26 protein-coding genes are annotated in these 22,547 nt (G+C 30.5%); 8 read left to right on the top strand and 18 right to left on the bottom strand.

The features are described 5' to 3' along the window. Positions 1–195 precede the first annotated feature (195 nt). The 12 genes from ACS5L2_RS02010 to ACS5L2_RS01955 form a co-directional block, all read right to left on the bottom strand. Positions 196–3,210: a hypothetical protein gene (locus tag ACS5L2_RS02010; RefSeq protein ID WP_459202096.1), complete on the bottom strand. Its 3,015-nt coding sequence runs from the start codon at positions 3,208–3,210 to the stop codon at positions 196–198. 28 nt (positions 3,211–3,238) lie between these two features. Then, positions 3,239–4,207, bottom strand: coding sequence for a tyrosine-type recombinase/integrase (locus tag ACS5L2_RS02005; protein ID WP_459202095.1), 969 nt, complete (start codon positions 4,205–4,207; stop codon positions 3,239–3,241). A 5-nt stretch (positions 4,208–4,212) separates the two neighbouring features. Next, entirely contained in the window at positions 4,213–4,452 is a 240-nt protein-coding gene (locus ACS5L2_RS02000) for a DUF2540 domain-containing protein (protein ID WP_459202094.1), read from the bottom strand. Between the two features lie 9 nt (positions 4,453–4,461). Continuing rightward, the gene (locus tag ACS5L2_RS01995) at positions 4,462–4,611 is read right to left on the bottom strand and encodes a hypothetical protein (protein WP_459202093.1); all 150 of its coding nucleotides are present in this window, start codon (positions 4,609–4,611) and stop codon (positions 4,462–4,464) included. Further along, the gene (locus ACS5L2_RS01990) at positions 4,608–4,826 is read right to left on the bottom strand and encodes a hypothetical protein (RefSeq protein ID WP_459202092.1); all 219 of its coding nucleotides are present in this window, start codon (positions 4,824–4,826) and stop codon (positions 4,608–4,610) included. The genes ACS5L2_RS01995 and ACS5L2_RS01990 overlap by 4 nt, the downstream gene beginning before the upstream one ends. A gap of 5 nt (positions 4,827–4,831) precedes the next feature. Beyond that, positions 4,832–4,984 carry a hypothetical protein gene (locus ACS5L2_RS01985; protein WP_459202091.1) on the bottom strand — a complete coding sequence of 51 codons (153 nt, stop codon included), beginning with the start codon at positions 4,982–4,984 and terminating at the stop codon, positions 4,832–4,834. A 5-nt stretch (positions 4,985–4,989) separates the two neighbouring features. Next, positions 4,990–5,169, bottom strand: a complete 180-nt coding sequence (locus tag ACS5L2_RS01980; RefSeq protein WP_459202090.1) for a hypothetical protein — start codon at positions 5,167–5,169, stop codon at positions 4,990–4,992. Positions 5,170–5,182: 13 nt separating this feature from the next. Continuing rightward, entirely contained in the window at positions 5,183–5,413 is a 231-nt protein-coding gene (locus ACS5L2_RS01975; protein ID WP_459202089.1) for a hypothetical protein, read from the bottom strand. 204 nt (positions 5,414–5,617) lie between these two features. Next, on the bottom strand, positions 5,618–5,833 hold the full coding sequence (locus ACS5L2_RS01970; protein ID WP_459202088.1) for a DUF2080 family transposase-associated protein: 216 nt from the start codon (positions 5,831–5,833) through the stop codon (positions 5,618–5,620). A 12-nt stretch (positions 5,834–5,845) separates the two neighbouring features. Next, positions 5,846–5,989: a hypothetical protein gene (locus ACS5L2_RS01965; RefSeq protein ID WP_459202087.1), complete on the bottom strand. Its 144-nt coding sequence runs from the start codon at positions 5,987–5,989 to the stop codon at positions 5,846–5,848. A gap of 4 nt (positions 5,990–5,993) precedes the next feature. Further along, positions 5,994–6,137: a hypothetical protein gene (locus tag ACS5L2_RS01960; RefSeq protein ID WP_459202086.1), complete on the bottom strand. Its 144-nt coding sequence runs from the start codon at positions 6,135–6,137 to the stop codon at positions 5,994–5,996. A gap of 60 nt (positions 6,138–6,197) precedes the next feature. Beyond that, the gene (locus ACS5L2_RS01955; RefSeq protein WP_459202085.1) at positions 6,198–6,632 is read right to left on the bottom strand and encodes a hypothetical protein; all 435 of its coding nucleotides are present in this window, start codon (positions 6,630–6,632) and stop codon (positions 6,198–6,200) included. Positions 6,633–6,796: 164 nt separating this feature from the next. Here ACS5L2_RS01955 and ACS5L2_RS01950 point away from each other — a divergent pair, with 164 nt between their 5' ends. Then, a complete protein-coding gene (locus ACS5L2_RS01950; protein WP_459202084.1) occupies positions 6,797–7,174 on the top strand; it encodes a MarR family transcriptional regulator in 378 nt (125 codons plus the stop codon). A gap of 95 nt (positions 7,175–7,269) precedes the next feature. On the opposite strand, the gene ACS5L2_RS01945 is transcribed toward ACS5L2_RS01950, so the two are convergent. Next, on the bottom strand, positions 7,270–8,055 hold the full coding sequence (locus ACS5L2_RS01945) for a S1 family peptidase (protein WP_459202083.1): 786 nt from the start codon (positions 8,053–8,055) through the stop codon (positions 7,270–7,272). Between the two features lie 182 nt (positions 8,056–8,237). On the opposite strand from ACS5L2_RS01945, the gene ACS5L2_RS01940 reads away from it, so the two are divergent. The 3 genes from ACS5L2_RS01940 to ACS5L2_RS01930 are packed head-to-tail and all read left to right on the top strand — an operon-like array spanning position 8,238 to position 11,105. Next, a complete protein-coding gene (locus ACS5L2_RS01940; protein WP_459202082.1) occupies positions 8,238–8,801 on the top strand; it encodes a hypothetical protein in 564 nt (187 codons plus the stop codon). Further along, complete coding sequence (locus tag ACS5L2_RS01935; RefSeq protein ID WP_459202081.1) at positions 8,801–10,609, top strand: AAA family ATPase; 1,809 nt, start codon at positions 8,801–8,803, stop codon at positions 10,607–10,609. The genes ACS5L2_RS01940 and ACS5L2_RS01935 overlap by 1 nt, the downstream gene beginning before the upstream one ends. Further along, positions 10,602–11,105 carry a hypothetical protein gene (locus tag ACS5L2_RS01930; protein WP_459202080.1) on the top strand — a complete coding sequence of 168 codons (504 nt, stop codon included), beginning with the start codon at positions 10,602–10,604 and terminating at the stop codon, positions 11,103–11,105. The genes ACS5L2_RS01935 and ACS5L2_RS01930 overlap by 8 nt, the downstream gene beginning before the upstream one ends. 96 nt (positions 11,106–11,201) lie before the next feature. Here the strand turns inward: ACS5L2_RS01930 and ACS5L2_RS01925 are convergent, their stop codons facing one another. Further along, positions 11,202–11,969, bottom strand: coding sequence for a TRADD-N-associated membrane domain-containing protein (locus tag ACS5L2_RS01925; RefSeq protein ID WP_459202079.1), 768 nt, complete (start codon positions 11,967–11,969; stop codon positions 11,202–11,204). 133 nt (positions 11,970–12,102) lie between these two features. On the opposite strand from ACS5L2_RS01925, the gene ACS5L2_RS01920 reads away from it, so the two are divergent. From ACS5L2_RS01920 to ACS5L2_RS01910, 3 genes are all read left to right on the top strand, one after another. After that, positions 12,103–14,196, top strand: coding sequence for a hypothetical protein (locus tag ACS5L2_RS01920; protein ID WP_459202078.1), 2,094 nt, complete (start codon positions 12,103–12,105; stop codon positions 14,194–14,196). 143 nt (positions 14,197–14,339) lie between these two features. Then, positions 14,340–14,945, top strand: a complete 606-nt coding sequence (locus ACS5L2_RS01915) for a DUF3800 domain-containing protein (RefSeq protein ID WP_459202077.1) — start codon at positions 14,340–14,342, stop codon at positions 14,943–14,945. A 295-nt stretch (positions 14,946–15,240) separates the two neighbouring features. Continuing rightward, a complete protein-coding gene (locus ACS5L2_RS01910) occupies positions 15,241–15,687 on the top strand; it encodes an EVE domain-containing protein (RefSeq protein ID WP_459202076.1) in 447 nt (148 codons plus the stop codon). A gap of 11 nt (positions 15,688–15,698) precedes the next feature. Here ACS5L2_RS01910 and ACS5L2_RS01905 read toward each other — a convergent pair whose 3' ends face one another. Both ACS5L2_RS01905 and ACS5L2_RS01900 read right to left on the bottom strand, forming a co-directional pair. Continuing rightward, positions 15,699–17,339, bottom strand: coding sequence for an Eco57I restriction-modification methylase domain-containing protein (locus ACS5L2_RS01905; protein ID WP_459202075.1), 1,641 nt, complete (start codon positions 17,337–17,339; stop codon positions 15,699–15,701). A gap of 11 nt (positions 17,340–17,350) precedes the next feature. Further along, a complete protein-coding gene (locus ACS5L2_RS01900) occupies positions 17,351–20,290 on the bottom strand; it encodes an Eco57I restriction-modification methylase domain-containing protein (protein ID WP_459202074.1) in 2,940 nt (979 codons plus the stop codon). Between the two features lie 190 nt (positions 20,291–20,480). On the opposite strand from ACS5L2_RS01900, the gene ACS5L2_RS01895 reads away from it, so the two are divergent. Further along, the gene (locus ACS5L2_RS01895; RefSeq protein ID WP_459202073.1) at positions 20,481–21,020 is read left to right on the top strand and encodes a hypothetical protein; all 540 of its coding nucleotides are present in this window, start codon (positions 20,481–20,483) and stop codon (positions 21,018–21,020) included. Between the two features lie 42 nt (positions 21,021–21,062). On the opposite strand, the gene ACS5L2_RS01890 is transcribed toward ACS5L2_RS01895, so the two are convergent. Both ACS5L2_RS01890 and ACS5L2_RS01885 read right to left on the bottom strand, forming a co-directional pair. Then, positions 21,063–21,932: an HNH endonuclease gene (locus ACS5L2_RS01890; RefSeq protein ID WP_459202072.1), complete on the bottom strand. Its 870-nt coding sequence runs from the start codon at positions 21,930–21,932 to the stop codon at positions 21,063–21,065. Positions 21,933–22,048: 116 nt separating this feature from the next. Next, complete coding sequence (locus tag ACS5L2_RS01885) at positions 22,049–22,459, bottom strand: hypothetical protein (RefSeq protein ID WP_459202071.1); 411 nt, start codon at positions 22,457–22,459, stop codon at positions 22,049–22,051. Positions 22,460–22,547: the final 88 nt, after the last annotated feature.

Genomic DNA, 22,547 nt, shown 5'->3' with positions numbered 1-22,547 from the left:
AATATCCATATTTATTAAATTAAACTTTACATGTGTGGCCCGAAAAATAGTGTTGAAAGTAAGGACCTGCTGCAGAAGTTACAGCTCAAACTTGAAAATCTAAAAAACTTTGAAAAATAAGAAATATTCCTTAAAAAAGTCTTGAAAATCTTTAAAAATTAGTAATATTTAGATAGCTCACGCTATACGGTTAATTTACGCAATCATCAGCGTTTGGTCTTTAAATGCAGTCAAAATTCCTTTATCAACCATTACTTTAATTTTGTCTTCAACAGCCCCTTCTTGATAATTCTTAAACATTGCCCTTGAAATCACCGCAGCCTTTGAAACCACATTTGATTTCTTTTCCTCGACTTCATCTTTTATGAGTTCTAAAATTATTCTTTCATCGCTGTCAAGCTCTCTTGGGTTTTCTCTAACGAGATCTATTTCGCGATCTTTTTCGATAGGCATTAAATTCATCGATAAAGCTTTTTTAGTCTTTCCGTCGATCTTGTATTCCTTGTAGTCAAATTCTTCTTCATTTTTTAACTTCCTTAAACTGTATATTCCAAGCTTATCGATGTTTAAATGGTCTTTACTCTCGTTTGTAAGAAGTAATTTAATAAATCCTTCTTTTCGATCTTCTTTTATGAAGACTCCGATTGCTGAAAGTTTGTTCATGAGCTTGTCATATGCGTCTCCCGGAACGGAATTGTTCACTGCATCGTAAATATTGTACTGCACACCTTCTTCGGTAACAATAACTCGTTTAATGTCATCGACAATTGTTTTCCTGATTCTTTTTCCAAGCGTGCTGGTGTGCGTGTAGCTTTCAACAGGATTTTCACAGCTTGAATTGTAGTTCATTCCAAAGCTTTCAAATAAGAACTTTAAAAGTTCTCTTCCAATGTAAAATACGCTTTCTTTTGCATGCTTTCTGGAAGCTTTGAATTGAAGCGTTTTTAACTGTTCATAGAATTTATCAATATTTCGATAGATGAAAGCTCCAAGTTTGTTGATTTTATCTATTAAATAGCGGTGTTCGTCTTCAGTATTTACAAGCGGCATGTCATCAACGTCAACGATAACACAACGGTCGACGAGGGCCGGGTCTTCTATTCTTATACTGTTTGCTGAAACCATTAATGGCCTTATCAGCGAATTTTCAATTCTCGTGCTTATGTTGTATCTTGAATCTTCAGTTCTTTTGGAGGTCCCTAAAATTTTTAAGATATCATACATCTGTTCAGGAATTTCTGCTTCATCAATGATTAATGGCAAATTGCAGTACTGTTCATTCTCCAATCTTATTCCTGTTCCTCCTGCGACCTTTTTACTGTTTAAAATATCTAAATTTAAAAACATCTTTGCAAAAAGCAGTTTTATTCTTGCACTTTTTCCCGTTCCAAGCTGTCCCGTAATTACAAGATTTGGGAACATGTCTAACTTTTTGGTGTCCATCAAGTAATATCTAAATAATGATGCCATAGAATATTCTAAAATCCATTTTCCAAGGTCATCCTGCAAGTAATTTTTCAAATGATACAGTATATCTTCAATATCGCCCATTTTATATTTCAAATCAAATAATTCCATTAATTTCTTTGCTTTTCCATGACATGCGTATTTTGAATCGAGTTCCCAGCCGTCTCCAAGAATTGACCGATTTTCTCCAAAAAATCCGTATGCTTTTGATCGCTTTATTTCATGGTTTTTATCGTATTTTTTAACAATATACTGGTACGTTAAGTAGTAATCTTCTGCAAAATCTTCCCAAGTAACATTTTTCGTCTTTACAGTGTTTACGAAGTCTAAAAATGCGTGCTCTTCATCTAAAATATCAATTACTTTTTTATTTACCACTAATTCTTTATTATACTCGAAATTATCTAAGTTGAAGTACTGAACATGGTTTATATGAGGTTTTGAGAAAGAACCGATATTTTTGCTCATTATCATCGTGGAGTTTGCGAGCTCTTTTTCCCAAGTTTTGTTTATAATACCTGCTCCACCAACCCGCTTAATTAAAACCTGTTTTTCTTCGAGCTGTTCTTCGAGCTGGTCAGCACTTAATTCTTCTTTTTCCCTTTTTGCGATAAAATATGATTTTAAAGGGTTTCCTCGCTTGATATTTACAATATTACAGTTTTTACATGATTCTTTTAATTCTCCAGGGGAATTTACACAGTTTAATGGCGCCCGTCTTGTTTTAAGCCATTCTTCGAGACTTTTTAATGTTAACTCTTCATTAAAATTATCAGAATAGTTTTTAAAGATTTCAAGAGTTTTTTTCGTATCATTTCCGCTATCCTGGTTAAAGTACCTCATGAAAAATGCCCTTAAGAATAACTGGATTTCTCGATTTGCAGAACCTGTTTTCCTTAATTCAAGTGCTTTTTTAACACACGGGGGCACATAATCCCAGTTTATACTTTCATTTGCTTTAAAACTTGTTTCTTCAATAATTTCTGATTTTACCTGGTTCCTAAATTGAACGTGGCTTTTAAATTCATTTAACACATGATCAAAAGAATAAACATTGTTTTTGTGTGATAAAATCCTGCCCTGCTTTTCCTGGAATTTTTTATTATTTGAACCAGGAATTCTTAAAACTCTTGCAAGGTCGTAGATGTTTGAATCAGCGTTTATAAAACCTTTATTAACATTATCAAATTCTATTACTTTTTTAAATTCTTTTAACTGTTCTTCGGTGATGGTTTCATTTAAAACATAGTAAACCTGTACGCCGTGTCCTGTATAAAATACCCATGAAGGTTCTACAGGTAAATAGATGCTGTTAAAATATCTTTTAACGATTGAAAATGCTTCTGAATCTGAAAGCTGGTTTAAATCTCTTTCATCAGGGGTTTCTGGATATTTCGTTTTATCTTTATAATCGAGGCAGTCTTTTAAAATATCAATATCTAACGGGATTATCGAGAGGCTGTCATAAGTAGCTTCTTTAGTTCCTTTCTCCTCTTTTTTAAGGCCTATTCCAAAGTATACACAGAGTTTTTTATTTACTGCTCTTGATTCATCTAAAAACAAATCAAGCTGTTCGGGATATTTATAAAACTTTGAAACTGGCTTTTTATTGGTATTAAATGCCCTTAACTCAAGATATGCGGGAGTCTCGTTATTTTTTGAGAAAATCTGCTCGAAAAACTTTCTAACAGTATTTTCTGTCAGCGCCTGCATACTTTTTTCTTTTGCCTCTAATCGATCCATTTTTCCCCTTTTATAACATTAATTAAACTCACAGCATTTTCTTAATGTCTTTAATCATTTTCTGCTGCCTTTCTTTGGAATGTGCATAAAATAACGTCGTTTCAATTGATTTATGGCCGAGATATTCTTTTACAATTTCAATCGGGATTCCCTGGTCCAGCAAGTCTACTGCTCTTCCATGCCTTAAACTGTGGACTACGATACGCTTGTTTTTTGGGATTTTGCCTTCTTCTTTTAATTCATCGATTGCGCTCTTGAATACCTGACCTATCCAGCCGACTTTTACGATTCTCCCACCTTTATTCGTTTGAAAAATCGTGTCTTCGGGACCTTGCTTTACGTTGAACCGGCAGTAGTGCTTTAAAGCTTCGAGAGTGTCGCCTGAACAGGTTACTATTCTTTCTTCACTTCCCTTGGTATCTTTAAGCTTGAAGAGTCCTTCGTTAAAGTCGCAGTCACCATACGTGATGTTTAAAGATTCTGAAAGCCTTGCTCCAGTGTCCCATAAAAATCGGATGTGTACTGCATCTCTTAATTTCGTTCTACTGCTGCTTTTGATAATTTTTTGAAGCACCTGATTTATCAATTCAGCATTTATGGAATCATAATGCTTTATTTCAAATTTTGAATATCTTTTTCTTTCCCTACTTTCTTCTTCGAACTGTGAGAAGTTTTTAAGCCGCATAAGTCGGTAAAACACTTTTAACAGTTTAAAATACTTATCAAGAGTATTTCTTTGAAGTTTTCGCTCTTTTTCAAGGTAATTAAAGAACTTGACAAAGTCGCCGTTATTCATAATTTCGGGAGTTTTTTCGATTTCAATGAAAACAAACGATAAAAATACCCTTAACCTCGTGATGTCATTTTTCAACGTTGTTTTTTTAATTCCGTCAAATTCTCGCTCTTCTTTGAAACGGTCGGCCCATTCCCTAATTTGTGGAGTTTCTTTAACCTCTTCACGCTTTGGTTTGATAATTACAAGTCTCTCGATGTCCATCTAATTCACGCCGTGCTTTCTGTCATTATTATGTAATTTACGAGCAGGTTTGTTGCTCTTCCGAATTTTTCGATTATTTTTTCTTCTTCTTTTGAAAGGCTTAACGGTCTTTTATGCTGTTTTGGTGCTTTGACAACTTCTGCAAGCTGTTCTGGGTCGATATTCTCAATATTTTCGAGTTTATGAAAGTAATACCTGAGAGTTCTTGCATCCATTTCTTTTATCAATGTAAAGTGTTGTTTCATTGTTCCACCTTATCTCAGTCCATATTTTTCGAAAATTTCTTTTAATTCAGCTTTCATGCTGTCAAAATCTTTTCCTTTTACTTTAAACTCTTGAATAACAATGCCTGTTATTTTTGAATCCTCTAACCCGAAGTTTTCCACATTTGTTATGTCAATCATGCTTTCATCCCGATTACCTGTTTAAGAAGTTTTAAATGCTGATTTTCCATTTTCGTGATTATTTCGTAGTTTCTAACATCAACAGAAGAAAATCTTTCAGGTTTTAAATCAACGTCATTTAGTGCGATAAAATCCCCGTTCCTGAATTTTCTAAGGATTAAATAGAGCACTCCCATGTCGCTTTTTAAAAAATCCCCTTCTTTCATTTCCGGCATCTTTTTCACCTGAATATTTTATTTTCGTTTTCTTCGACGACTGCTTTTAATTCATCGAGCACTTCTCTAAGCCCCTCCTGATTTACAAGCCGTCCTTTTGGATTTACTTCGATTTGAAGGTTTAAAACGCCATATTTCCAGTAAGAATAAGAATCCATATTTATCACATCTCTCTGCTGCGGTCCCACCTGCTGTTTAACGGGCAGTTTTCCGGATCGCATGCTTTTTCAGTTATACTGCACCACGTGGTGTCGACATGTTCGGCAGGCGTTTTTCCGTCATCTTTTAGTTCGTAAGAATAATTGCAGTGTTTTTGAAACGCTAAAAACTGCTCCCAGTTCACGCTTTTTCACCCATCAAGCCAACAAGTAATCAAATCTCGAAGTTTTGAATAATCTTGTTCGTTTTCCGACTGTTTTACTGTCGATTTTTCTCTTGATTTTCAAAAAATCAGGGCGGTTTAATACTTTTAAAGTGCAGTTTTCATCTTTTACAAGTTCAGTAATTCTGTTTAATTCTTTTTTACCGGTTGCTATTCCGTAGCTTTCCGGTACTTTGTCTTTTTGAATAATGTAGTGAAATCTCATGTTTTCTACCCCTCTTAAATTTTACACGTATTGTCGAATGTGCGGGTTTAAATCCTATGCAGTACAAGTTAACATGTAAATAAAATACTGAAAAAGGGGCTGAGCAACAAACTCCTGGCACGGTTTTTTCGTTCCATTTGGCCCATTAAATTCTTCACTGCGCATAAAATCACCTTCATTTGTGTTTTACTTTTTTTTAGCTTTTTAATCGACTGCTTTTGCCTTCAACTGATTTTGAATCTGAATTGCAATTCTTTCAGGCTCGGTTTGACAATCTTCATCGTAGATAATGACTCTTGCGCGCTTTCCAACATGTTCAGGGAATGGATTTGGCCAGACTCTACCGCCGCCGCCCTGCTTTTTTATGACTGCATCGTAGCAGACAAGTATGTTTTTTTCTGAATTTTCGATAATGACCACCTTTTTTAAATTTTATTTTTGATCTGGTTTATTTTCTGAATTTTCATTGGATTTTGAGACTTTTACAAAATTTTCAACCTGTTTTGAACCATTAAATAGGTTTTCAAGTTCATTTTCGAAATTTTCTTTTGTTTTTTTAGCTTCTGAATTGTTCATGAGTTTACCGCTCATCTTCCGTTTCTTCATTTGTGCAGTCTCTGCATTCTATCCCTACCGTGGTGCTTGCAGCCCTGTAAATTACGTCTACTCTAACGTTTGTAGAACCGCATTTTTTACATATTATCTGGAAATCTTTTGGATCCATTTTTATCAGCTCCATTTTCTTTAAAATTTGATTTTAAGGATTTTTACAGTTTTTTCGTAACTATTCTAAATTCTTTGGTTTCTTCGTTAAAGGATGAACTTTGCCGCATTTTTCGCATACGTACGTTTTCCGCGGTTTTGAGACAAGCAAATCAGAACCACAGCTTTCACAGGTCAGCCTTGCATTGTTGAACATTTCTGTTGGAATTTCAAAAATTTCATATCTTGCAGACCTTATTCTTGCATAAAAATTCGGATCTTCTGCAAAAATGGTTTTGTTGGCCAAATCTGCAAGTTTTGCAGCTTCCCCATCATTTTCACATATTACCATCGTTCTTCCGTCAATGTAGTATTTGGATTCTAAAAACTCTTCAAATCCACTTTCTTTTAGAGTTTCTACGGCTTCTTTTCCGTCTGTTAATCGTTCTAAGAATTCACCGATAGTTGTAGATTCTACTTCTATCACAGTGTAGGGTTGTAAATTTTTTAAGATCATTCTTCACCTCTTGAATTTTACACTATTGTAATTTTTTACAAATAATACTTTGGTATGTACCGTTATTTAAAGTTATGTAATATTTTACAACTATGTTAAAATTTACTTTGATATTTATTATACCAAAGATGTATATTATATATAAAGGAAGATTTAGTGAAAAGATGGTTCTTACGATTTTAACAAAAAAACATGTTCGTAATGTGTTGGAATTATTAAATGAACGTGGAGAAATGTACCTATCTGAGATTCAGACTGAACTGGGCATAGATAGTGGAAATTTAAGCACATTGTTAAATAACTTAGTTAAAGAAAAACTTCTGGAAAAACGAAAAGAGCCCCTTGGTGAAAGCATTGGTAAATCATATTTTATGCTCACCAAAATTGGGAAAAAAGCCGTAAAAGTTTATAAATGGGATGAAGAACTTGAAGAAGAGATAAATGACGTTAAATTTCATAATGAGATTAATGGCGACGTTGGGCAGGTTATCAACATAGATAAAGCCGACGGCTTAGAGATTAACTTTAAAAAAGGTAAATAAAGGTTTTTTTAAATTGTTCTATTTTCTGTGAAAACTGAAACTCAAATAAAAATTATATTTGGGATAAAAAATGTAAAATTGGAACATTTGAAAAATTATTCCTCAATTGGAACATTTAACGACTTTAACAGATCGATAACTTCCCCATTATTAAAACTAGATACTACCCCATAAAGACTAGGAATCATTATTGCTGTAGGTTTACCTTGATTATCATTAATATGGGGCTGTGGAATAATTACTGGCTGAAATTTAGAACAGATAGCATGCACATGACCTGTTTCTGTTGAAATAATTGGTCCACCACTATTTCCATAATTTAATGCTTTATCTAATACATAATTTTTTGGATCACGGCTACTCATAACCATGTTTGTTGATTCTAAATTTGAGGAAATTATTGCAGAAGTAACTCTTGGACTTAATTTTGTAAATCCCACCCGGCCAGGTTTAATTATACCAAAACTTGATAATGGATAACCAAATGAATAAACTGGTTCACCCATTTTTAGAGATTTTGTTGAAACTTTTATGAATGGAAACTCTGTCTTTCCACTAAGCCATTGTTTGTTTGAATTTTTTTCGAAATCAACTTTTAATAATGCAATATCAAATTTAGGTAGTATATGCTCTAATGTTACGTACTGACACATGGCCCCATGACCCGTTGCACTTCGTTCTTTTGTCAAAAAGGCTTTATTTATATCGTCTCTAGGTTTTTTATCTTTGCCCATTACAACATGTGCAGCAGTAGCAAACCATCCATCCGGAGATATAAAAAAACCGGTTCCTGTTGGAGTCGGCATTCCTGCAGCCTGTTCATTGGGTAAATCTATACTAAAAGTCGATTCCATAGTATTTTCAAGTGTATTTCTTATCATAATTACCCCCCACTAAGTTATGATATTTAGCTATTTCAGTGTACATTTAAAAACTTTTTTAAATTTTTACCATTTTTTTTATGTAAATTTGTTTTTATTTTCAGACATTAATAATAAAGGTTTTTATTGGGGTAATTATAAACTAATACCCATTTTAATAATGAGTATTCGAGATGGGGAGTATGAATATAAATCTTACAAAATATTTGGGTATTTTTTCATTTTTTTCGGCAGTTTTACTGTCGATTTATGTTTTAAATCTAGCGGATACTACTCACGCATTAGAAAATTCACTAAGTTTTGTGGGTGTACTCGTAGGCTATGCAATTCTTTACAATATGTTGATAAAATCAAGAAAACAGATTGCTACAGATTGGTTGTATAGATTAGATGCATTCAGATTAGTAAAAGTTAGAAAAGACTATTATCAAAGTAAAGGCTGGGATGACAAAGATCCGATTAATACATACTATAAAAAGTTAGACGGAACCACCCAAAATTTCATTGACGAAAAGGTGGACAAAAAAGTCAGCACTGAAAAATGGCCAAATTTTTGCGATTCATTAATGGCTTTTACAACGTCCGTATTTATTTTCGTATTTTTTATAATTGAATCAAAGGATTATTTAACGTTATTTTTTTCAGCAGGCTACTGTTTAGCCATGTTTTGTTTATTATTTAAAAATCATAACGATATGAAAAAATCGTATACTATTGAACACGTACCAATGTTTAAGGTGGAATGATGGATAAATTCAAAATAACTACATTTAATATTGAAAAATATTCTGAATTAAGTTATGGTGGGGCTAGAATCGAAAAAGAGTTCGATAATTTAATGATATATGGGGGAAATTCAAGTGGAAAATCCACAACAATCGATGCTTTAGGTTATGCCGTGTTTGGAACCGGTGGATCCAGAATTAAAAATCATAATTTAGCCGATACTTATATCGAACTAAAAAATTCAGACTATGAACTCAGCATTAAACGAAAAGTTGGCGATGAACATTTTTTAACAGTAAAATCTCTAAAAGACAGTGCTAACGAAACAGAAACCATCCGTGGAATTGATAAGATTGATGCAAAAATAAAAGAATTGTTTAACATCAACAAAGAATCATTAGAACCTCGTGGAAAAATAGTTTACCAAAGCCCAAATGATTCACTCAGAAAACTCAATAAATCACGGTTTATGGAACTTTTAAGTTACTATACTGGATTATATCAAAAAAATTATACGATAGATGAAAATAAGAAGGTTTTACGAAAAATTGAAGATGATAAAGGCCATTTAGAAATTGACCAAAACAGGATAAAAAAAGAAATAGCAATGCTGAAAACACAAAACCGAGATTCTGAAAAATATATTGGAAAACTTAAAAATTTAGTAGAATCCTATGAAAATGGTTCGATGGAAAAGTATTTCGAATTTAAAAAACAAAAAAACGAAGTTTTTGAACAAGCTAAAGAGCTTAGTTCAAATATTAAATCTTTAGAAAGCAAAAAACGCCAAAAACTTGGTGAATTAGGTAAATTAAAGAGTTTTTATAAACAACAGATTTTAGATTTAGTCAAACAGACACTATCATCACTAGTATGTCCAGTATGTGGAGATAATGCAAATTTAGGAAAAATAAGCAATTATTATAAAACTAAAAAATGTCCATACTGCGGTTCAGAAAATTACGATAAATCGTTATATGATATAATTGCGAACAGAATAGATTCTTCAGACGAAAAGGTCCCGGAATTTGAAAAAGAAATTGAAAAAATTACGAAAGAAATTGATGATAAAAAAGCCATGCTTGAAAGTATTGAAAAAGGAGAAAAAAACTTAGAACTTATAGATAACCCTTATGCATTAGATTATTGTAAAAAATATGATTCATACCAAAGTGAAGAGCTTAAACTGGAAATAAACGAAAAAATAAAAGAATTAGAGGATAGAAAACAGGAATTAACTAAAATTACAAACGAAATCAAAAATAAAACGGATATGCTTGAAAGTATTGAAAAAGAAATTAAAAAACTAGATGAAAGCAAAACACAAATTGAAAAAGAAAATACAAAATTATATTCCGAGTTAGAAAAAGAATCCATATCGGTATTTTTAGAAAAGTTAAACCATTATTACGGTAAATTAATGGGAATAAAAAGTCAAAATATTGTTTATCGAAAAGGGGATTTTTTATTTGAAGATACTCTGCACAATGACGTTAAATATTTGAGCATTTTCGACGAAAGGAGGGGAAATGCCCAAAAAAGATGTTTAGATTTTTCATTGGCATGTGCATTTTCGGATTTGGATAAAATATACAATGTTTCAAATATTGGGTACATTATAATGGAAGATCCTGCAGAAGGAGTTTATAATGATGAAATGGATGAAGTAAACCATAAAGAAACTCTCATAGAGATATTAAAAGAAAAAATTGAAAAAGATGATATGCAAATTATTCTGCTAACTGCAGATAATGAATATACAAATAAATTGAAAATGGAAAACATAAACATTCGATTTCAGATGAAATTGGTGGTAGAAAATGAGTAATGAACTCGCCCCCGATTTTTTAAGGCTTTTTTGTATTTACCACCTCGGTACCATTAATGGAAATAAAAAATACCATAAATTATGTTATTTAATGGCTGAAGAACTCGTTGAAAAGGGCTATGACATTGAAGATAGTTTTGATTTTGTAAGAAATTATCACGGGCCTACTGATGAAGGAATCTCCAAAGATATTGTGAACTGGGAAACTTTGGACATTATTGAAATTGAAAAAGAAATTAAAAGATTAGAAAATAGATATAATTTAACTGAAAAGGGAAAACGATTCATGAATGGATTAATTGAATATCAAAAAAGATTTGGTGAACTTTTAGAAAACAGCATGTTTGAAAATGTATTGACACAATGTAAAGAATATTTAGATGCTAATGGGCATAAATCAGGTAGTGAATTAGAACAAGACGTAGCTATAAAAGAAGCTAAGCGTAGAAACATGTTGGGCGCAAAATTAGACTTAAAAGATACTTTGAAAAAGTAATAATTGGATCCAAGAGTGGAAAATCCCAATTACAGATGGTTTATTTAATGTATTACATAATCGATTCTTAAGGCCCAATATGGACCTTTAATTTATTTAATTTTTAACCCCATTTCTTTCATTTGCAATTTTCAATGCGATATCAGCTATTGTTTTTTCCCTTAATTCTTTATTTTCTATTTTTGAAGCGAAAAAATTACTAAAATGTAAATTATGTGTATAAACAAGCCGATTGTGGAATTCATTCAATGATTTTATTGTTTCTGAATACATTTTCATATATATGGTTCCGATATAGCCTGATAAAATACTACTTAATCCCCCAAGACTTCCAATTAAGTATTTATTTTGGTTTTCAGGCAAGAAAACTGCAAATAGTATAATTCCAATCATTATTAGAAATCCCACAATAATACAAGAAATACCAACAGAAAATATCTTTTTCCCTTGGGTTAATGACTGATCATAATATCTATCTAGAATATATTGGTGCAATTTAAACTGTTTTTCTGCTTTTTCTTCCAAACTATATTCTGAATTAACTACAAGATCATATTCATCTTGGGTTTGCCTTAATTCCGATTCAATATTTGGATCAGGACGTATTATACGCAATGTTAAAAATAACGCGGGATATAAGAAAAAACAAAGGGGGATAACTGCCAATTCTGGATATATTTTCCACCAGTTTGGACACATTATGCAACTAAATATTGTACCTATTGCGGCCAAAACAAAAGAGAATATAGTCATTGCAGTATATTTTTTGTTATCCTTATCTTGTTTTTTCTTTTTATTTTTTAAGTCTTGAATCCTTTCTTCCAATATTTCTTTTCGAGAATATTCTTTAATTTCAAAACCCATAATTAATTCCCCCAATAAAATAACCTAATTTAGAAAATTTAACCTTCAAATCGTAATATAATTATATTATTAAAATTAAAATAAAAGGGTATGGATTTGAATTTAAATGTGGGAGATAACCAGGGGCGGTTTCATGGATTTTACTTTAATTTTAACAATAATTAATCAGATAAAACAAAATCTTTTATATAGCACTTTTTTACTTATATTTCCATTCATCACGCTGATTTTGTATATTCCTGGATTTTATAAACGATTAAACATTGTTTTTGAACATTGGATTTTTTCTTCATTAGTTGTTTCTCTTGTCATGATTTTTTTTAATTATGTGGCTTTGCAGAATATTTCAAAAGAATATCTAATTTACTCCCTTTCTATAATGATTTCAGTATTAACTGCAAGTAAACAGAAATTTGATAAATATACTAATTTAAAATCGATAAAAGATGACTGGATAGATGTTTTAAATAAATTTAATGGCTATTTTAAAAAAAGTATTAAGTTAAAACTAATTAATTTTGGTACTTTTGAACGAAAAGAAGAATATGCTATTTTAGATACACTCCTGCGAAATAACGGAATAAAAAATAAACAAGAGTTAGATAGTTTAAAACTATGTTATTATTGTAAAAAATCAGAAAATGAGTCTGATGAACATAGTAGATCGAAAGTTCTCCAGCTTTCAGAATCTTTAGGAATAATAAATGCTAAAAATTTAGGGAAAACTGAAACTTTTTTGAATATATACCATAATTTAAAAAATAATCTCGACTGGAAAACCAATTCAATAACCCCTGAAACTTATGATATGGCATTGGAAGAGTTTATGGACTGTCAAGAATTAAATAAAAAACATTTAGAAATTAAAAAAGAATATTTGGAAGTTTTATCTAGTTTTGAATCTTATTTTGGTAAAAATATACTATTAAATAAAAGTCTTCCCAAAGATCCCAAAAAGAAGTCTGAAACGGATATTTTAGAGTATTTTTTGAAAAATAACAACCTCAAAGCCAATCTCAGGAACAGCATAATATTATGTTACTTATGTAAAAAAAGAGATCTTGGTGGAACGGTATCTGATTCGGGATTGATGGAATATTCTTCACGATTGGGATTATTAGATTATACTACTAACGAATTAGATATAGATACCCGGGTAGACATTTTTTTGAGAGTATATTTTAAATTAATCTACGAAAAAACTAATATTTTACTAAACAAAGACGGTTCTGACATAATAATGACTCAGAATATTTCTGGTGAGGCTTATTCCAAATTATTAGCTGAATTTATTGAAAAATATTTTCCAATGTATAGATTAATTCAGGTTTCATTATCAGAACATGAATCTACGAAAAATTTACATTCAAAATTACGTGAACTAATTGTTGAGGGCAGACTTTCCAAATATGGGATAGATAAAAGCATTTTTGATAGAATTGATGAAAAGATATCAAATTCGGGAAAAGTTTCAAATTCTTTTTTGGTACTAGTAAAGTCAAAATCTAATACAATGAACATATTTAAAAAAGGATTTACTGATAAATTGGTACGTATCTCAGCAGCAGGGAAGAATTCTAAGAATATACAAAATGAAAATTTAAAGGGGATCGATCCATCAATGCATGTCATAAAATGGGATTTGGGCTGGTCTCCAGAAGATATTTTAGAACATATCAAAAAAGAATTAAATTTGGGTTCTGAAACAGGCATTAGTATAATTCCATTGGATTTTTCAAAAGGGGTTCTAACAATATTTCCTGAGGATAACACTGTTGAAAAAGATCCTGATGCACATAAATTTATAGAATTAATAAATTATCTAAATAAAAATAATGATTTAGTTGAAAAACAGTCAATTTCTGAATTATTTTCCGAATTAAATGATAAAATGCCAATAAATGATCTGTTATCACTAATTCCGTTTAATTTATTCTGCAACGATATTTTGGATGTAGAAGAAAAATATTTTGATGACATAATAACTGAAATCAAAAATAAGTTTAAAATTGAGAAATTAGGTGACTGGGCACGACAAGACCCAGAAAGGATTTTACAATATTTAATTAAACATGCAGGTTATCCTGATTATTCTGGGGTAAATTTTGATGATTTAGATTCTTTGGGAATTAATTTAGATGATAAAATCTCAAAAGAGCTTAGATTTAAAAAATTATGTACTGAAATCATTGAAAAGTCTAAAGAATATGCTGAAGCTTTAAAATAACGTGAAAAAAGAGTAAAAATGTCTTTTTTAACTTTTTTAAGTTAATTAAATGATTAAAGTTTTGTTTCTTTAAACAAAAAAGATTTATCAATGGAAATTATATATTAAATAAAATAATTATCAGGTTGATTTTAGTGTATTACATGTATATTGACGAAAGCGGGGATTTGGGATTAAAAGGTTCAAATTACATGGTTTTATCGGCTCTCGTTGTTCGAGATCCTGAGAATCTTAATAGAATTATAAAAAATATGCGTAGAAATAAGTTTAAAAAAGAATTAAGTGGAGTAAATGAAATAAAAGCATATAATTCAAGCCCTGAACTTAAAAAATACATGTTAAAAAAATTAAACGAAGTGCCAAATTCCGGTTTATATTATACAGTATTAGAATTACACAAATGTTATAGTGAATTTTTAAATGGCGATAATCACAAAAAATACAATTTTATCGCAGGAGAACTCGCTAAAAATGTTTCTGTAAACTGCAACAATCTTGAAGTAAGGATTGACAAATCGAAAGGTAAACAGGTTTTAAGGGATGATTTTAATCAATATTTTGAATCAAAATTGCGTGAAAATTCGACATTTAATTCTTTAAAAATAGAACATAGTAATTCTCATTCATATTCTGGTTTACAATTTGCAGATTTACTCGCATGGTCAGTATTTAGGAAATACGAACGAAATGACTCAGAATATTTTGACATGTTAACAATTAATAAAAAAGGGTCTAACGTTTTTGAATAAATTAAAACAGTTTTCCAGTACCAGATGGGACTGAAGGCGTGATCCTCAAGGTACACTGCCCATCTGGTTTTACCTGTAATTAATAGTTAGTAACTTCAGTATATATTACTTACGATCTGAAGATACAGTCTGAAGATTTAGTTGGGGATATCAATTCTTCAGTTAATAATTATTCTGTTTTTAGAATTTCTATTTTATGATAATTAATCAAAAACACATTTTAAAACATAATTATTATTAACCAAAATTTACAAAATTGTACTGTTAAAAGTTTTGTTAATTTTCAGGTGGTTTAATGAACTATTTTTTATGTATTACAACCGAGGAAAACTGGAATGTAATAAAAGAAAAGAAAATTTGGGGAGTTTCTAAAAATTACGAAAATGCTATTTCAAAAGTAAATATTGGGGATTATTTGGTAATTTATGAAATGGGAAAACCAAAAACCAAGATCAGTGAAGCAAAACCTCAATACATTCGTGCAGTTTATGAGGCAGTTTCAGAAGTTAATGAAAATAATAGAAAAATCTTTGAATCTCATCCTAAAAATCCTTTAGAAACGTATCCTTTAAGAATTAACTTAAAAGAAGTTAAAATATTTGACGAACCCATTCTTTTCAAGGAATTGGTACCTAAAATGGAATTTATCAAAAATAAAAAGCAATGGTCAGGTTCTTTAAGAAGGGCAATGGCGCAGATTGGAGAAAAAGACTATAAAAAAATAGTTGAAAATCAATTATAACTTATTTTTTATTATTTTGCAAGGCTTCTACCGTGCCTACGTTTCATTAATTTCTTCCAGACGGTTCTGAATGATAAAACAACATCTTTTTCAATGCCTAAATGATTAACTAAGATTTTTTCATCCAGTTCATCCAGCAGTGATTCTATATTTTTATTATTTCTTATATGACAATCTATTTTATCTATTAGTGATCTTACGTCACTCATTGCCATATCTTGAAGGTTTGGCAATATAACTTCACCAACTTCACCTGGAAGGATCTCCAATACTCCTCCCCCATAACTTCTACCTTTTATTTCAGTAAATGCAAATGTAATGCTGTTATAGTAAGATAATAGCATTTTTTCACGATTTACTTCTTCATTAAATTTAATTCTATGCATTGTATCAGTGCTGACTGCATCAATATTATTTAAAACAAATTTTGGAACCCCGTAGTTCCTTCTGAGGAAAAATGCATCAGGAACCCATATTGAAGGTACTACATACCACTGATTCCTAATTCTACATTTGTAGCCTTTATTTGCCTCTTCTTCCTCTCCTTTTGTAATATATGACTGATGTTTTTCAGGATATTTTTCAAAAGGTATTTCTGGGAATGATATTAAAAATGCCTTAGCTCCTTTTTTAATATTCTTATCCCAGTCTTCTTTAGTAAAATAAACGCCATGAACCTGTGAACTTCTACCAATCAATGGTAAAGAAACGTTTTTTAAATCATATTCTTCAACAGTTTCTGCATTAATTGAAAAATAATCATTATTTCCAGTAGTAATCCCTACATTTATTATTCCATATTCTTTAAGTGGTTTAAATCTTTCATTTTTTTGAATATCTTCAATTAATAAATTTTCATGGTTTGATAAAAAATATTTGGTCCATTTTCCTGTATTATGATTGATGGGTTGATATTCTAAGCTTTCAATATCAAAATCGCCCAATGAATCAAGATTTTTTAGTTCAGTAACGCAAACTTCACATTTTTCAGGGGGTATATCGGGATTCTTTTCGCCCATAAAAACAACGATTTCCTGTTCAATTCCCTCAAATACTAATTCTTCAAATGTTACTATTGTTATTTTTGATAAGCTATTGGATAAATACTGTCTTAAATCTTTTGCATAAGCTACTTGGAGAATTTCTGCAGGCAATACCATTGAGATGCAGCCTGTATCATTCAAAAGCTGTACACATTCTACTACAAAGCAAACCCAAGCATTAATGAGTTTGTTTGGTTTCATTCCATTTGATTCTAAAATTTTAGCCTGCAATTCCCTTTGTTCTTTGGAGAGGTACTGATATCTGATATATGGGGGATTTCCAACAACTAAATCATATTTTTTCTTTTTTATCGTATCATAACACAAAATAAAATCTTCATTAAAAACGGTTATTTCCGGATTATTTGAAACTTTTAAACGAGATTTTTCTGCCTCTAAAGGATCTAACTCGACTGCATCAACTTTGATATTTGATAAATCTAAAATTTCTAAAATACTTTCAAGAAAAACTCCATCGCCACAGCTAGGTTCTAAAATTTTATTTAATGGTCTGTCCTTGTATATTCTGATCATGAAATCAGATAGGGCTTTTGGAGTGTAATATCCGCCCCTTAACTTCTGTTCTGTACTTTCTGACTTTAATTTCATCAATATACCTCTTAGTAATCACCAGTATATAGCTTAATTACTTCTTCATTGATATTATTTATCAACTCAGTTTTTGCTCGATCTAGGGACTCTAAGTTTTGATAGTTTCTATTAATAATACGTTCGTTAATTTCCCGAATCTCTTGGGATTTCTTAACAATTTTATCGTAAATTGTTTTTTCATTTTCATTTTCAAAATCTATTTTAATAATAGGTATTCTTTTAAGTACTGCGGTGCCTCGGGATACAAATCCTCCCTCAAATTCGCTACCTAAGGATTTAACCAATTTTTCGGTAATATCACTATTCAAAATTGCCTGAATATATTCTAAATCATAGGAACTATCTTCTTTTTTAAATATTGCACAATATCCAGCAGTACCGCCTGAAGCAATAAGTGAATTGGTTTTATCATATAAATATAACAAATTGGTATTCCTAAGTACGCCTACAATTATTTTATCGACGTTATTAAATATTGTAAGACCTTGTGATCTGCCGTAATGATACCATGTTTGGGGTGTTGCATGAGGAACATCTCGAGTTCCTCGAGAATTTATTTGTCGTGGAACCAAAAACCAGTATTGGTCTTTTAAGTAGTTCCAGGCTCCAAGATAATCTATTTTCATTTCTGAAATAGAATATAAATTACCATTTTCATCATAAGGGAATATTATCCACTTATTTGGAACGTAAGGATCATATGTAGTCATTCCCATTTCACGTCTTTCAGGTTTAAAATAAGGTCGAACTATGGCTTTTTCTATATTGTATGTTTTGCCGTCCCGTTCTATTTCAAAAACAGAATCGGTTTCATTTAACAACACATTTTTATTATTCGGGAACCAGTATGTTTTTCTAGATTCTGCACTCGTTTGAATGCCATTGAGAATTTCAGAAATAGATTCTAATGGAATACATCGATTAAGATCGATAATTTCAGAAATGTCTGCAAATAAATCCCAAGGATCCTTTGATAAAGTATTTTCAATCTTTGTAGTACTTTTACCATTTTTAATCCAATTTTCAAAATCTTTTACTTTTTCATAATTAACATTATTTTGAATTTCTTTTTTTAAGGTGATTATCGAACTGTAAATTATTTTATTTTTACTTTTAAAAAGTTGCAATGCTCCAAAATTTATAAATTCCAAAACGTATTTTGATAGCAATCCTCTAAGTTTTTTACCTGAAACAATATTTGCAAATTTTGGCGGGACTAAATAACAAATATAACCGCCTTGTTTAGCTAATTCTAAAGCTCGCTCTAAGAATAAGAAATATTTATCATACTGCTTTTCTGCAGAGTTATAATTGTCGTAAATATCCATTTCCAACTCTGAAGAGGTGTTTATAAGATCTTCCTTTTTTAGATACGGTGGATTACCAATTATTAAATCAAAATTTCCATACGAATTCGATATGGAGTTTAAGTCAGCAGCATCCATTTGAGAAAGCCCAATTGCAGACGTTTTTCTAAAATCTATTAAAGAATTTCCAGAAATTATATTATTATTTAATTTAGGGAGTAAGCTGTTTCCTTTAGGCAATGTAAGTTCAGATTCGTTTTCAAGTAATTTCAATAATAAATTAAATTTGGTAATCTCCACGGCATGGCTATCGATATCTATTCCATATATGCAACGTTCCAAAATTTCTTTTTTAAATTCATAAGGAAGTTCTAGAACGTTATTACCCCGATTTACTAAAAAAGAAGGGTCATTTTCGATATACCATGAAGTAAAGTAATTTAACAAATAATCATAAACTTCAATTAAAAATAAACCAGAACCACATGATATATCACTTATTTTTAAATCTAAGATTTCATCAGGCGTTTTATTATTACAAAGTAACTCTAATGAATTTTTAACCATATATCTTGCAATATCAGCAGGTGTTGACACTATATCTTTATGTAATAACCTATTTTTATATTCTAAAACCACATTACCATTTTCAATATTCACCTGTTTTTCTAAAAAAAGTTCATATATCTGGCCCAATACCTCAGGTTCGATCACTCCAAACGCATAAGGACTATTCGGATAATATAATGTTGAAATAATTGAAGAAATTACATTATTATCCAAAAAAGCAGTTAAGTCGTCATCAACGTCATCAAAAATACCTGAATCGTATTTGATATCTGAGTTTAAAAACAGCTCAATAAGAGTTTCTTTAACGTCTGCAGAATCATTTATGTTTTCAAGTGTTTGTAGTATCGGCAGATTTCTATCTTCACACATCCTTAAAAAGACGATTTTATTTATAAATTTTTGAATTTGTTGGTTCAAACGACACATATCTAAATTTTCAGTTTTCAAACATTCTGCAATTTCCAATCTCCATTCGTTTATTTCTTCTAAGAATTTTTCGTCCACAGGTATTTTTATTCCAGCAGTATTTTGTATTAGTTCTGACCAATAATCATCAAATGTACCAGCATATATGGAATCTCTCGATAAAATCGCGTTAATATCATCAAACTTATCTAAATATTCAGAATAATGATATTTTTTCAATACTGCAACATTATAACTATCTTCTGAATCAGGCATTACTGTAGCATCGTATATTATAAGATATTCAAAATTTGTTAGGACCGCTATTTTATGTTTTGCAGACCATCCATATTTTCTAGCCTGAAAAGAAGCATTTTTATTTTCAGAAATATCAACAAATGGTTTTTTAACTTCTAAAAAACATTTTTTCTGTCCATTATATGTAAGTGCATAATCAGGCCTACCTGTTGATTTTAAATGGTATTCCGGGATCACTTCACGAAAATTGGGCGATAGTCCTTTTTTGTTAGATATGTCCCATCCAAAAATTTCAAGCAATGGGTCAATAAATTCCATTCTACATGAAGTTTCGTTATAAAATTCAGACTTATAATTTTCAAGGTTAGCATTAAATTTATTTACTAAATCGGCTAATTTTTTTATCATTTTCCGCACCATAACTAAATTATTAAATAATTAACCTCTTTTATGATATATTGGTTACGATGCGATTTAATGTTTAAAATTTAAAGAAATTTCAAAAGATTCATTGAAAAGTTATCAAATAATCAACATTTATATAGTCCTTTTTGATAGTTTATTTTGACGAAATAACCCATCTAAACTGTGTGAGACAATGTTTAAAAATAAACTAAATGGCGAGAATCAGGTAGTTCAAATCGGAAAAGTAGAAACGCTTGTTATAAATTATAATAACAAAAAAGAAAGCAGCTACCAAAAGCAAGAAAGCTATTGGGAAAAGAAAAGACGATCTTTGAAAAAATCAGCACTTTTTAAAGCTTATGTTTGTGAAGAACTGTTTAAAAAGCCTTATTTTAAAATATTTGAACGAGAATGTAAATTTAAGAATGAACCCGACTACAAAGTATTTTTAAACGAAAATAACGATCATTTTTATTTAAAATGTAAATTCAGAGGATATTTGTATAATAATTTTTATGACTGGGCAAGGGCTGATCAAATAGATTCATTTAGAGAATTTTCTGAAAAAGTAGAAAATCCTGTATACTTTGCATTTGGTCTTGGGGGATGTCCAAATGATCCGGATAATTTATTTCTTTACCCTCTTGAAAAAATAAAATGTAAATTGGAGTTAAAAGAACTTGAACCGTGGAGAGTTCAGTGTTTAGATGATATTTCAAGGATTATTCTTTAAAAAAGTAGATTAAATAATCTATTTATTAGATTTACTAAAAACTTATTTTTGATTCATTAATTCTTCTTCAGCAAGTTGATCTACAAATAGGGCATTTTTTACAGCAATTTCACGTAATTTTTTAGTATCCTCTTTTAAATTTAAAATATGGATCTTTTTATGGCAATTGGGACAAAGTGCTACAGTATTGGTTACAGTGTCCAATCCACCTTTTGATAACCATTTTACATGATGTGTTTCTAAATATGGTTCACCCAATTTATTGTCAAAAGGTGCTTCTTTTTTACACAATTGACAAAAACCGTCTGCAATTTTTTTAGTTAGGAGTGCTACTTTAGGATCTCGAATATACGTATAATTTTTTGAATACATTCGAACCGGCGGGGCCAAATCAGAACCTTTTGTTTCCAATGCAAGCTTTCCAATACTTAGACTTCTGGCTTCTTCATAATTTTCGTCATAGCTTTTTTGAATTGATGAACGAGGTGTAATCACAAACTGGTTTTTAATTTTAATTGGAAATATCCATACTTTACGCAGATCTCCGTTTGCATCATTTTGAACTTTTTGATAAGGTTTTTCGTCTTTTGAAAGTTCAAACTGTCCTTTATATTCATACTTATTTGGTTCTAGTTTTTCAAAAAGATAGACTTCTAAATCCATTTCATTTGATTCATATAATCTTTTATTTGGCCCTTTTAGTTCTTGATCACCATTTCTGCCCATCCCCGTATAGTGCAATACTCCCCCATGCCATTCGTCCACATATAATCCATTTTCTGGATTTGAAATAAGAACTAACGTTTCGGTTGTTGTCGAATACCTCATTCCTGCTTCAGTCCCCCCTCCAAAAATTTCATGTATTTTATTATTAGAAATAATGTTTCCAACAGCCAGTTCCTCATAGCTCATTATATATCCCCCAAAATATGGTTAAATTAACTTATTTTTTTAAATTTTAAAAGAGTTGTTATTTGGTTGTAAAATTTCCGAAGAATGAAATATTAATAATTTCAAAAAAGCAAATATTAGTTTGAAGACAGAATTTTTTCCTCAAAAGATTCTGACATATAACAGAATGACTGTGGGGCCCTGAAATCAGGATTTATTTTTTTGGGATCTACATGATTTTCAAATTCATTCAAGCAGTCTATTTCAATAGCATACCCCTTTTCTTTCTCTTCGAAATATTTAAAGAAATCAGATTCTTTAATTCCAGAAACGTTTTTAAACTCATTCCAAAGAATTTTTGGACAGTTTTCAATCACTTCACCAACATTAAAAGTGCCTACAATCTTTTTTACTGGGTATGACGAGTAAATAAAAACTAATTCATCTTTGTCATGGTTTTTGAATATGGACTTTCTAAATTCATATTTTTTAGAACCATTCAATATTTCTTTGACATATTTTGGTTTTATCGATAGTAAAATTGCCATCGATACCACTCCATTCTTTTTTTCATGATTCATGCCATTCAGTAACTGTTTAAGACTATCACTCAGGGATAATTCATCCAAAATAACT

The sequence above is a fragment of the Methanococcus mangrovi genome, assembly GCF_054506835.1.
Note: the sequence above shows the minus strand (reverse complement) of the source record. Positions and strands in the feature narration are given on the sequence as shown.

Excerpts from the sequence above, each read along its gene's own strand:
- ACS5L2_RS01940 (WP_459202082.1), top strand. The coding sequence starts at position 8,238 with ATGAATATAAATCTTACAAAATATTTGGGTATTTTTTCATTTTTTTCG.
- ACS5L2_RS01985 (WP_459202091.1), bottom strand. The coding sequence starts at position 4,984 with ATGGATTCTTATTCTTACTGGAAATATGGCGTTTTAAACCTTCAAATC.
- ACS5L2_RS02005 (WP_459202095.1), bottom strand. The coding sequence starts at position 4,207 with ATGGACATCGAGAGACTTGTAATTATCAAACCAAAGCGTGAAGAGGTT.
- ACS5L2_RS01930 (WP_459202080.1), top strand. The coding sequence starts at position 10,602 with ATGAGTAATGAACTCGCCCCCGATTTTTTAAGGCTTTTTTGTATTTAC.
- ACS5L2_RS02000 (WP_459202094.1), bottom strand. The coding sequence starts at position 4,452 with ATGAAACAACACTTTACATTGATAAAAGAAATGGATGCAAGAACTCTC.
- ACS5L2_RS01960 (WP_459202086.1), bottom strand. The coding sequence starts at position 6,137 with ATGGATCCAAAAGATTTCCAGATAATATGTAAAAAATGCGGTTCTACA.
- ACS5L2_RS01885 (WP_459202071.1), bottom strand. The coding sequence starts at position 22,459 with ATGGCAATTTTACTATCGATAAAACCAAAATATGTCAAAGAAATATTG.
- ACS5L2_RS01895 (WP_459202073.1), top strand. The coding sequence starts at position 20,481 with ATGTTTAAAAATAAACTAAATGGCGAGAATCAGGTAGTTCAAATCGGA.
- ACS5L2_RS02010 (WP_459202096.1), bottom strand. The coding sequence starts at position 3,210 with ATGGATCGATTAGAGGCAAAAGAAAAAAGTATGCAGGCGCTGACAGAA.
- ACS5L2_RS01995 (WP_459202093.1), bottom strand. The coding sequence starts at position 4,611 with ATGATTGACATAACAAATGTGGAAAACTTCGGGTTAGAGGATTCAAAA.
- ACS5L2_RS01945 (WP_459202083.1), bottom strand. The coding sequence starts at position 8,055 with ATGATAAGAAATACACTTGAAAATACTATGGAATCGACTTTTAGTATA.
- ACS5L2_RS01910 (WP_459202076.1), top strand. The coding sequence starts at position 15,241 with ATGAACTATTTTTTATGTATTACAACCGAGGAAAACTGGAATGTAATA.
- ACS5L2_RS01920 (WP_459202078.1), top strand. The coding sequence starts at position 12,103 with ATGGATTTTACTTTAATTTTAACAATAATTAATCAGATAAAACAAAAT.
- ACS5L2_RS01905 (WP_459202075.1), bottom strand. The coding sequence starts at position 17,339 with ATGAAATTAAAGTCAGAAAGTACAGAACAGAAGTTAAGGGGCGGATAT.
- ACS5L2_RS01965 (WP_459202087.1), bottom strand. The coding sequence starts at position 5,989 with ATGAACAATTCAGAAGCTAAAAAAACAAAAGAAAATTTCGAAAATGAA.
- ACS5L2_RS01935 (WP_459202081.1), top strand. The coding sequence starts at position 8,801 with ATGGATAAATTCAAAATAACTACATTTAATATTGAAAAATATTCTGAA.
- ACS5L2_RS01950 (WP_459202084.1), top strand. The coding sequence starts at position 6,797 with ATGGTTCTTACGATTTTAACAAAAAAACATGTTCGTAATGTGTTGGAA.
- ACS5L2_RS01990 (WP_459202092.1), bottom strand. The coding sequence starts at position 4,826 with ATGCCGGAAATGAAAGAAGGGGATTTTTTAAAAAGCGACATGGGAGTG.
- ACS5L2_RS01955 (WP_459202085.1), bottom strand. The coding sequence starts at position 6,632 with ATGATCTTAAAAAATTTACAACCCTACACTGTGATAGAAGTAGAATCT.
- ACS5L2_RS01900 (WP_459202074.1), bottom strand. The coding sequence starts at position 20,290 with ATGATAAAAAAATTAGCCGATTTAGTAAATAAATTTAATGCTAACCTT.
- ACS5L2_RS01890 (WP_459202072.1), bottom strand. The coding sequence starts at position 21,932 with ATGAGCTATGAGGAACTGGCTGTTGGAAACATTATTTCTAATAATAAA.
- ACS5L2_RS01925 (WP_459202079.1), bottom strand. The coding sequence starts at position 11,969 with ATGGGTTTTGAAATTAAAGAATATTCTCGAAAAGAAATATTGGAAGAA.
- ACS5L2_RS01915 (WP_459202077.1), top strand. The coding sequence starts at position 14,340 with ATGTATATTGACGAAAGCGGGGATTTGGGATTAAAAGGTTCAAATTAC.
- ACS5L2_RS01975 (WP_459202089.1), bottom strand. The coding sequence starts at position 5,413 with ATGAGATTTCACTACATTATTCAAAAAGACAAAGTACCGGAAAGCTAC.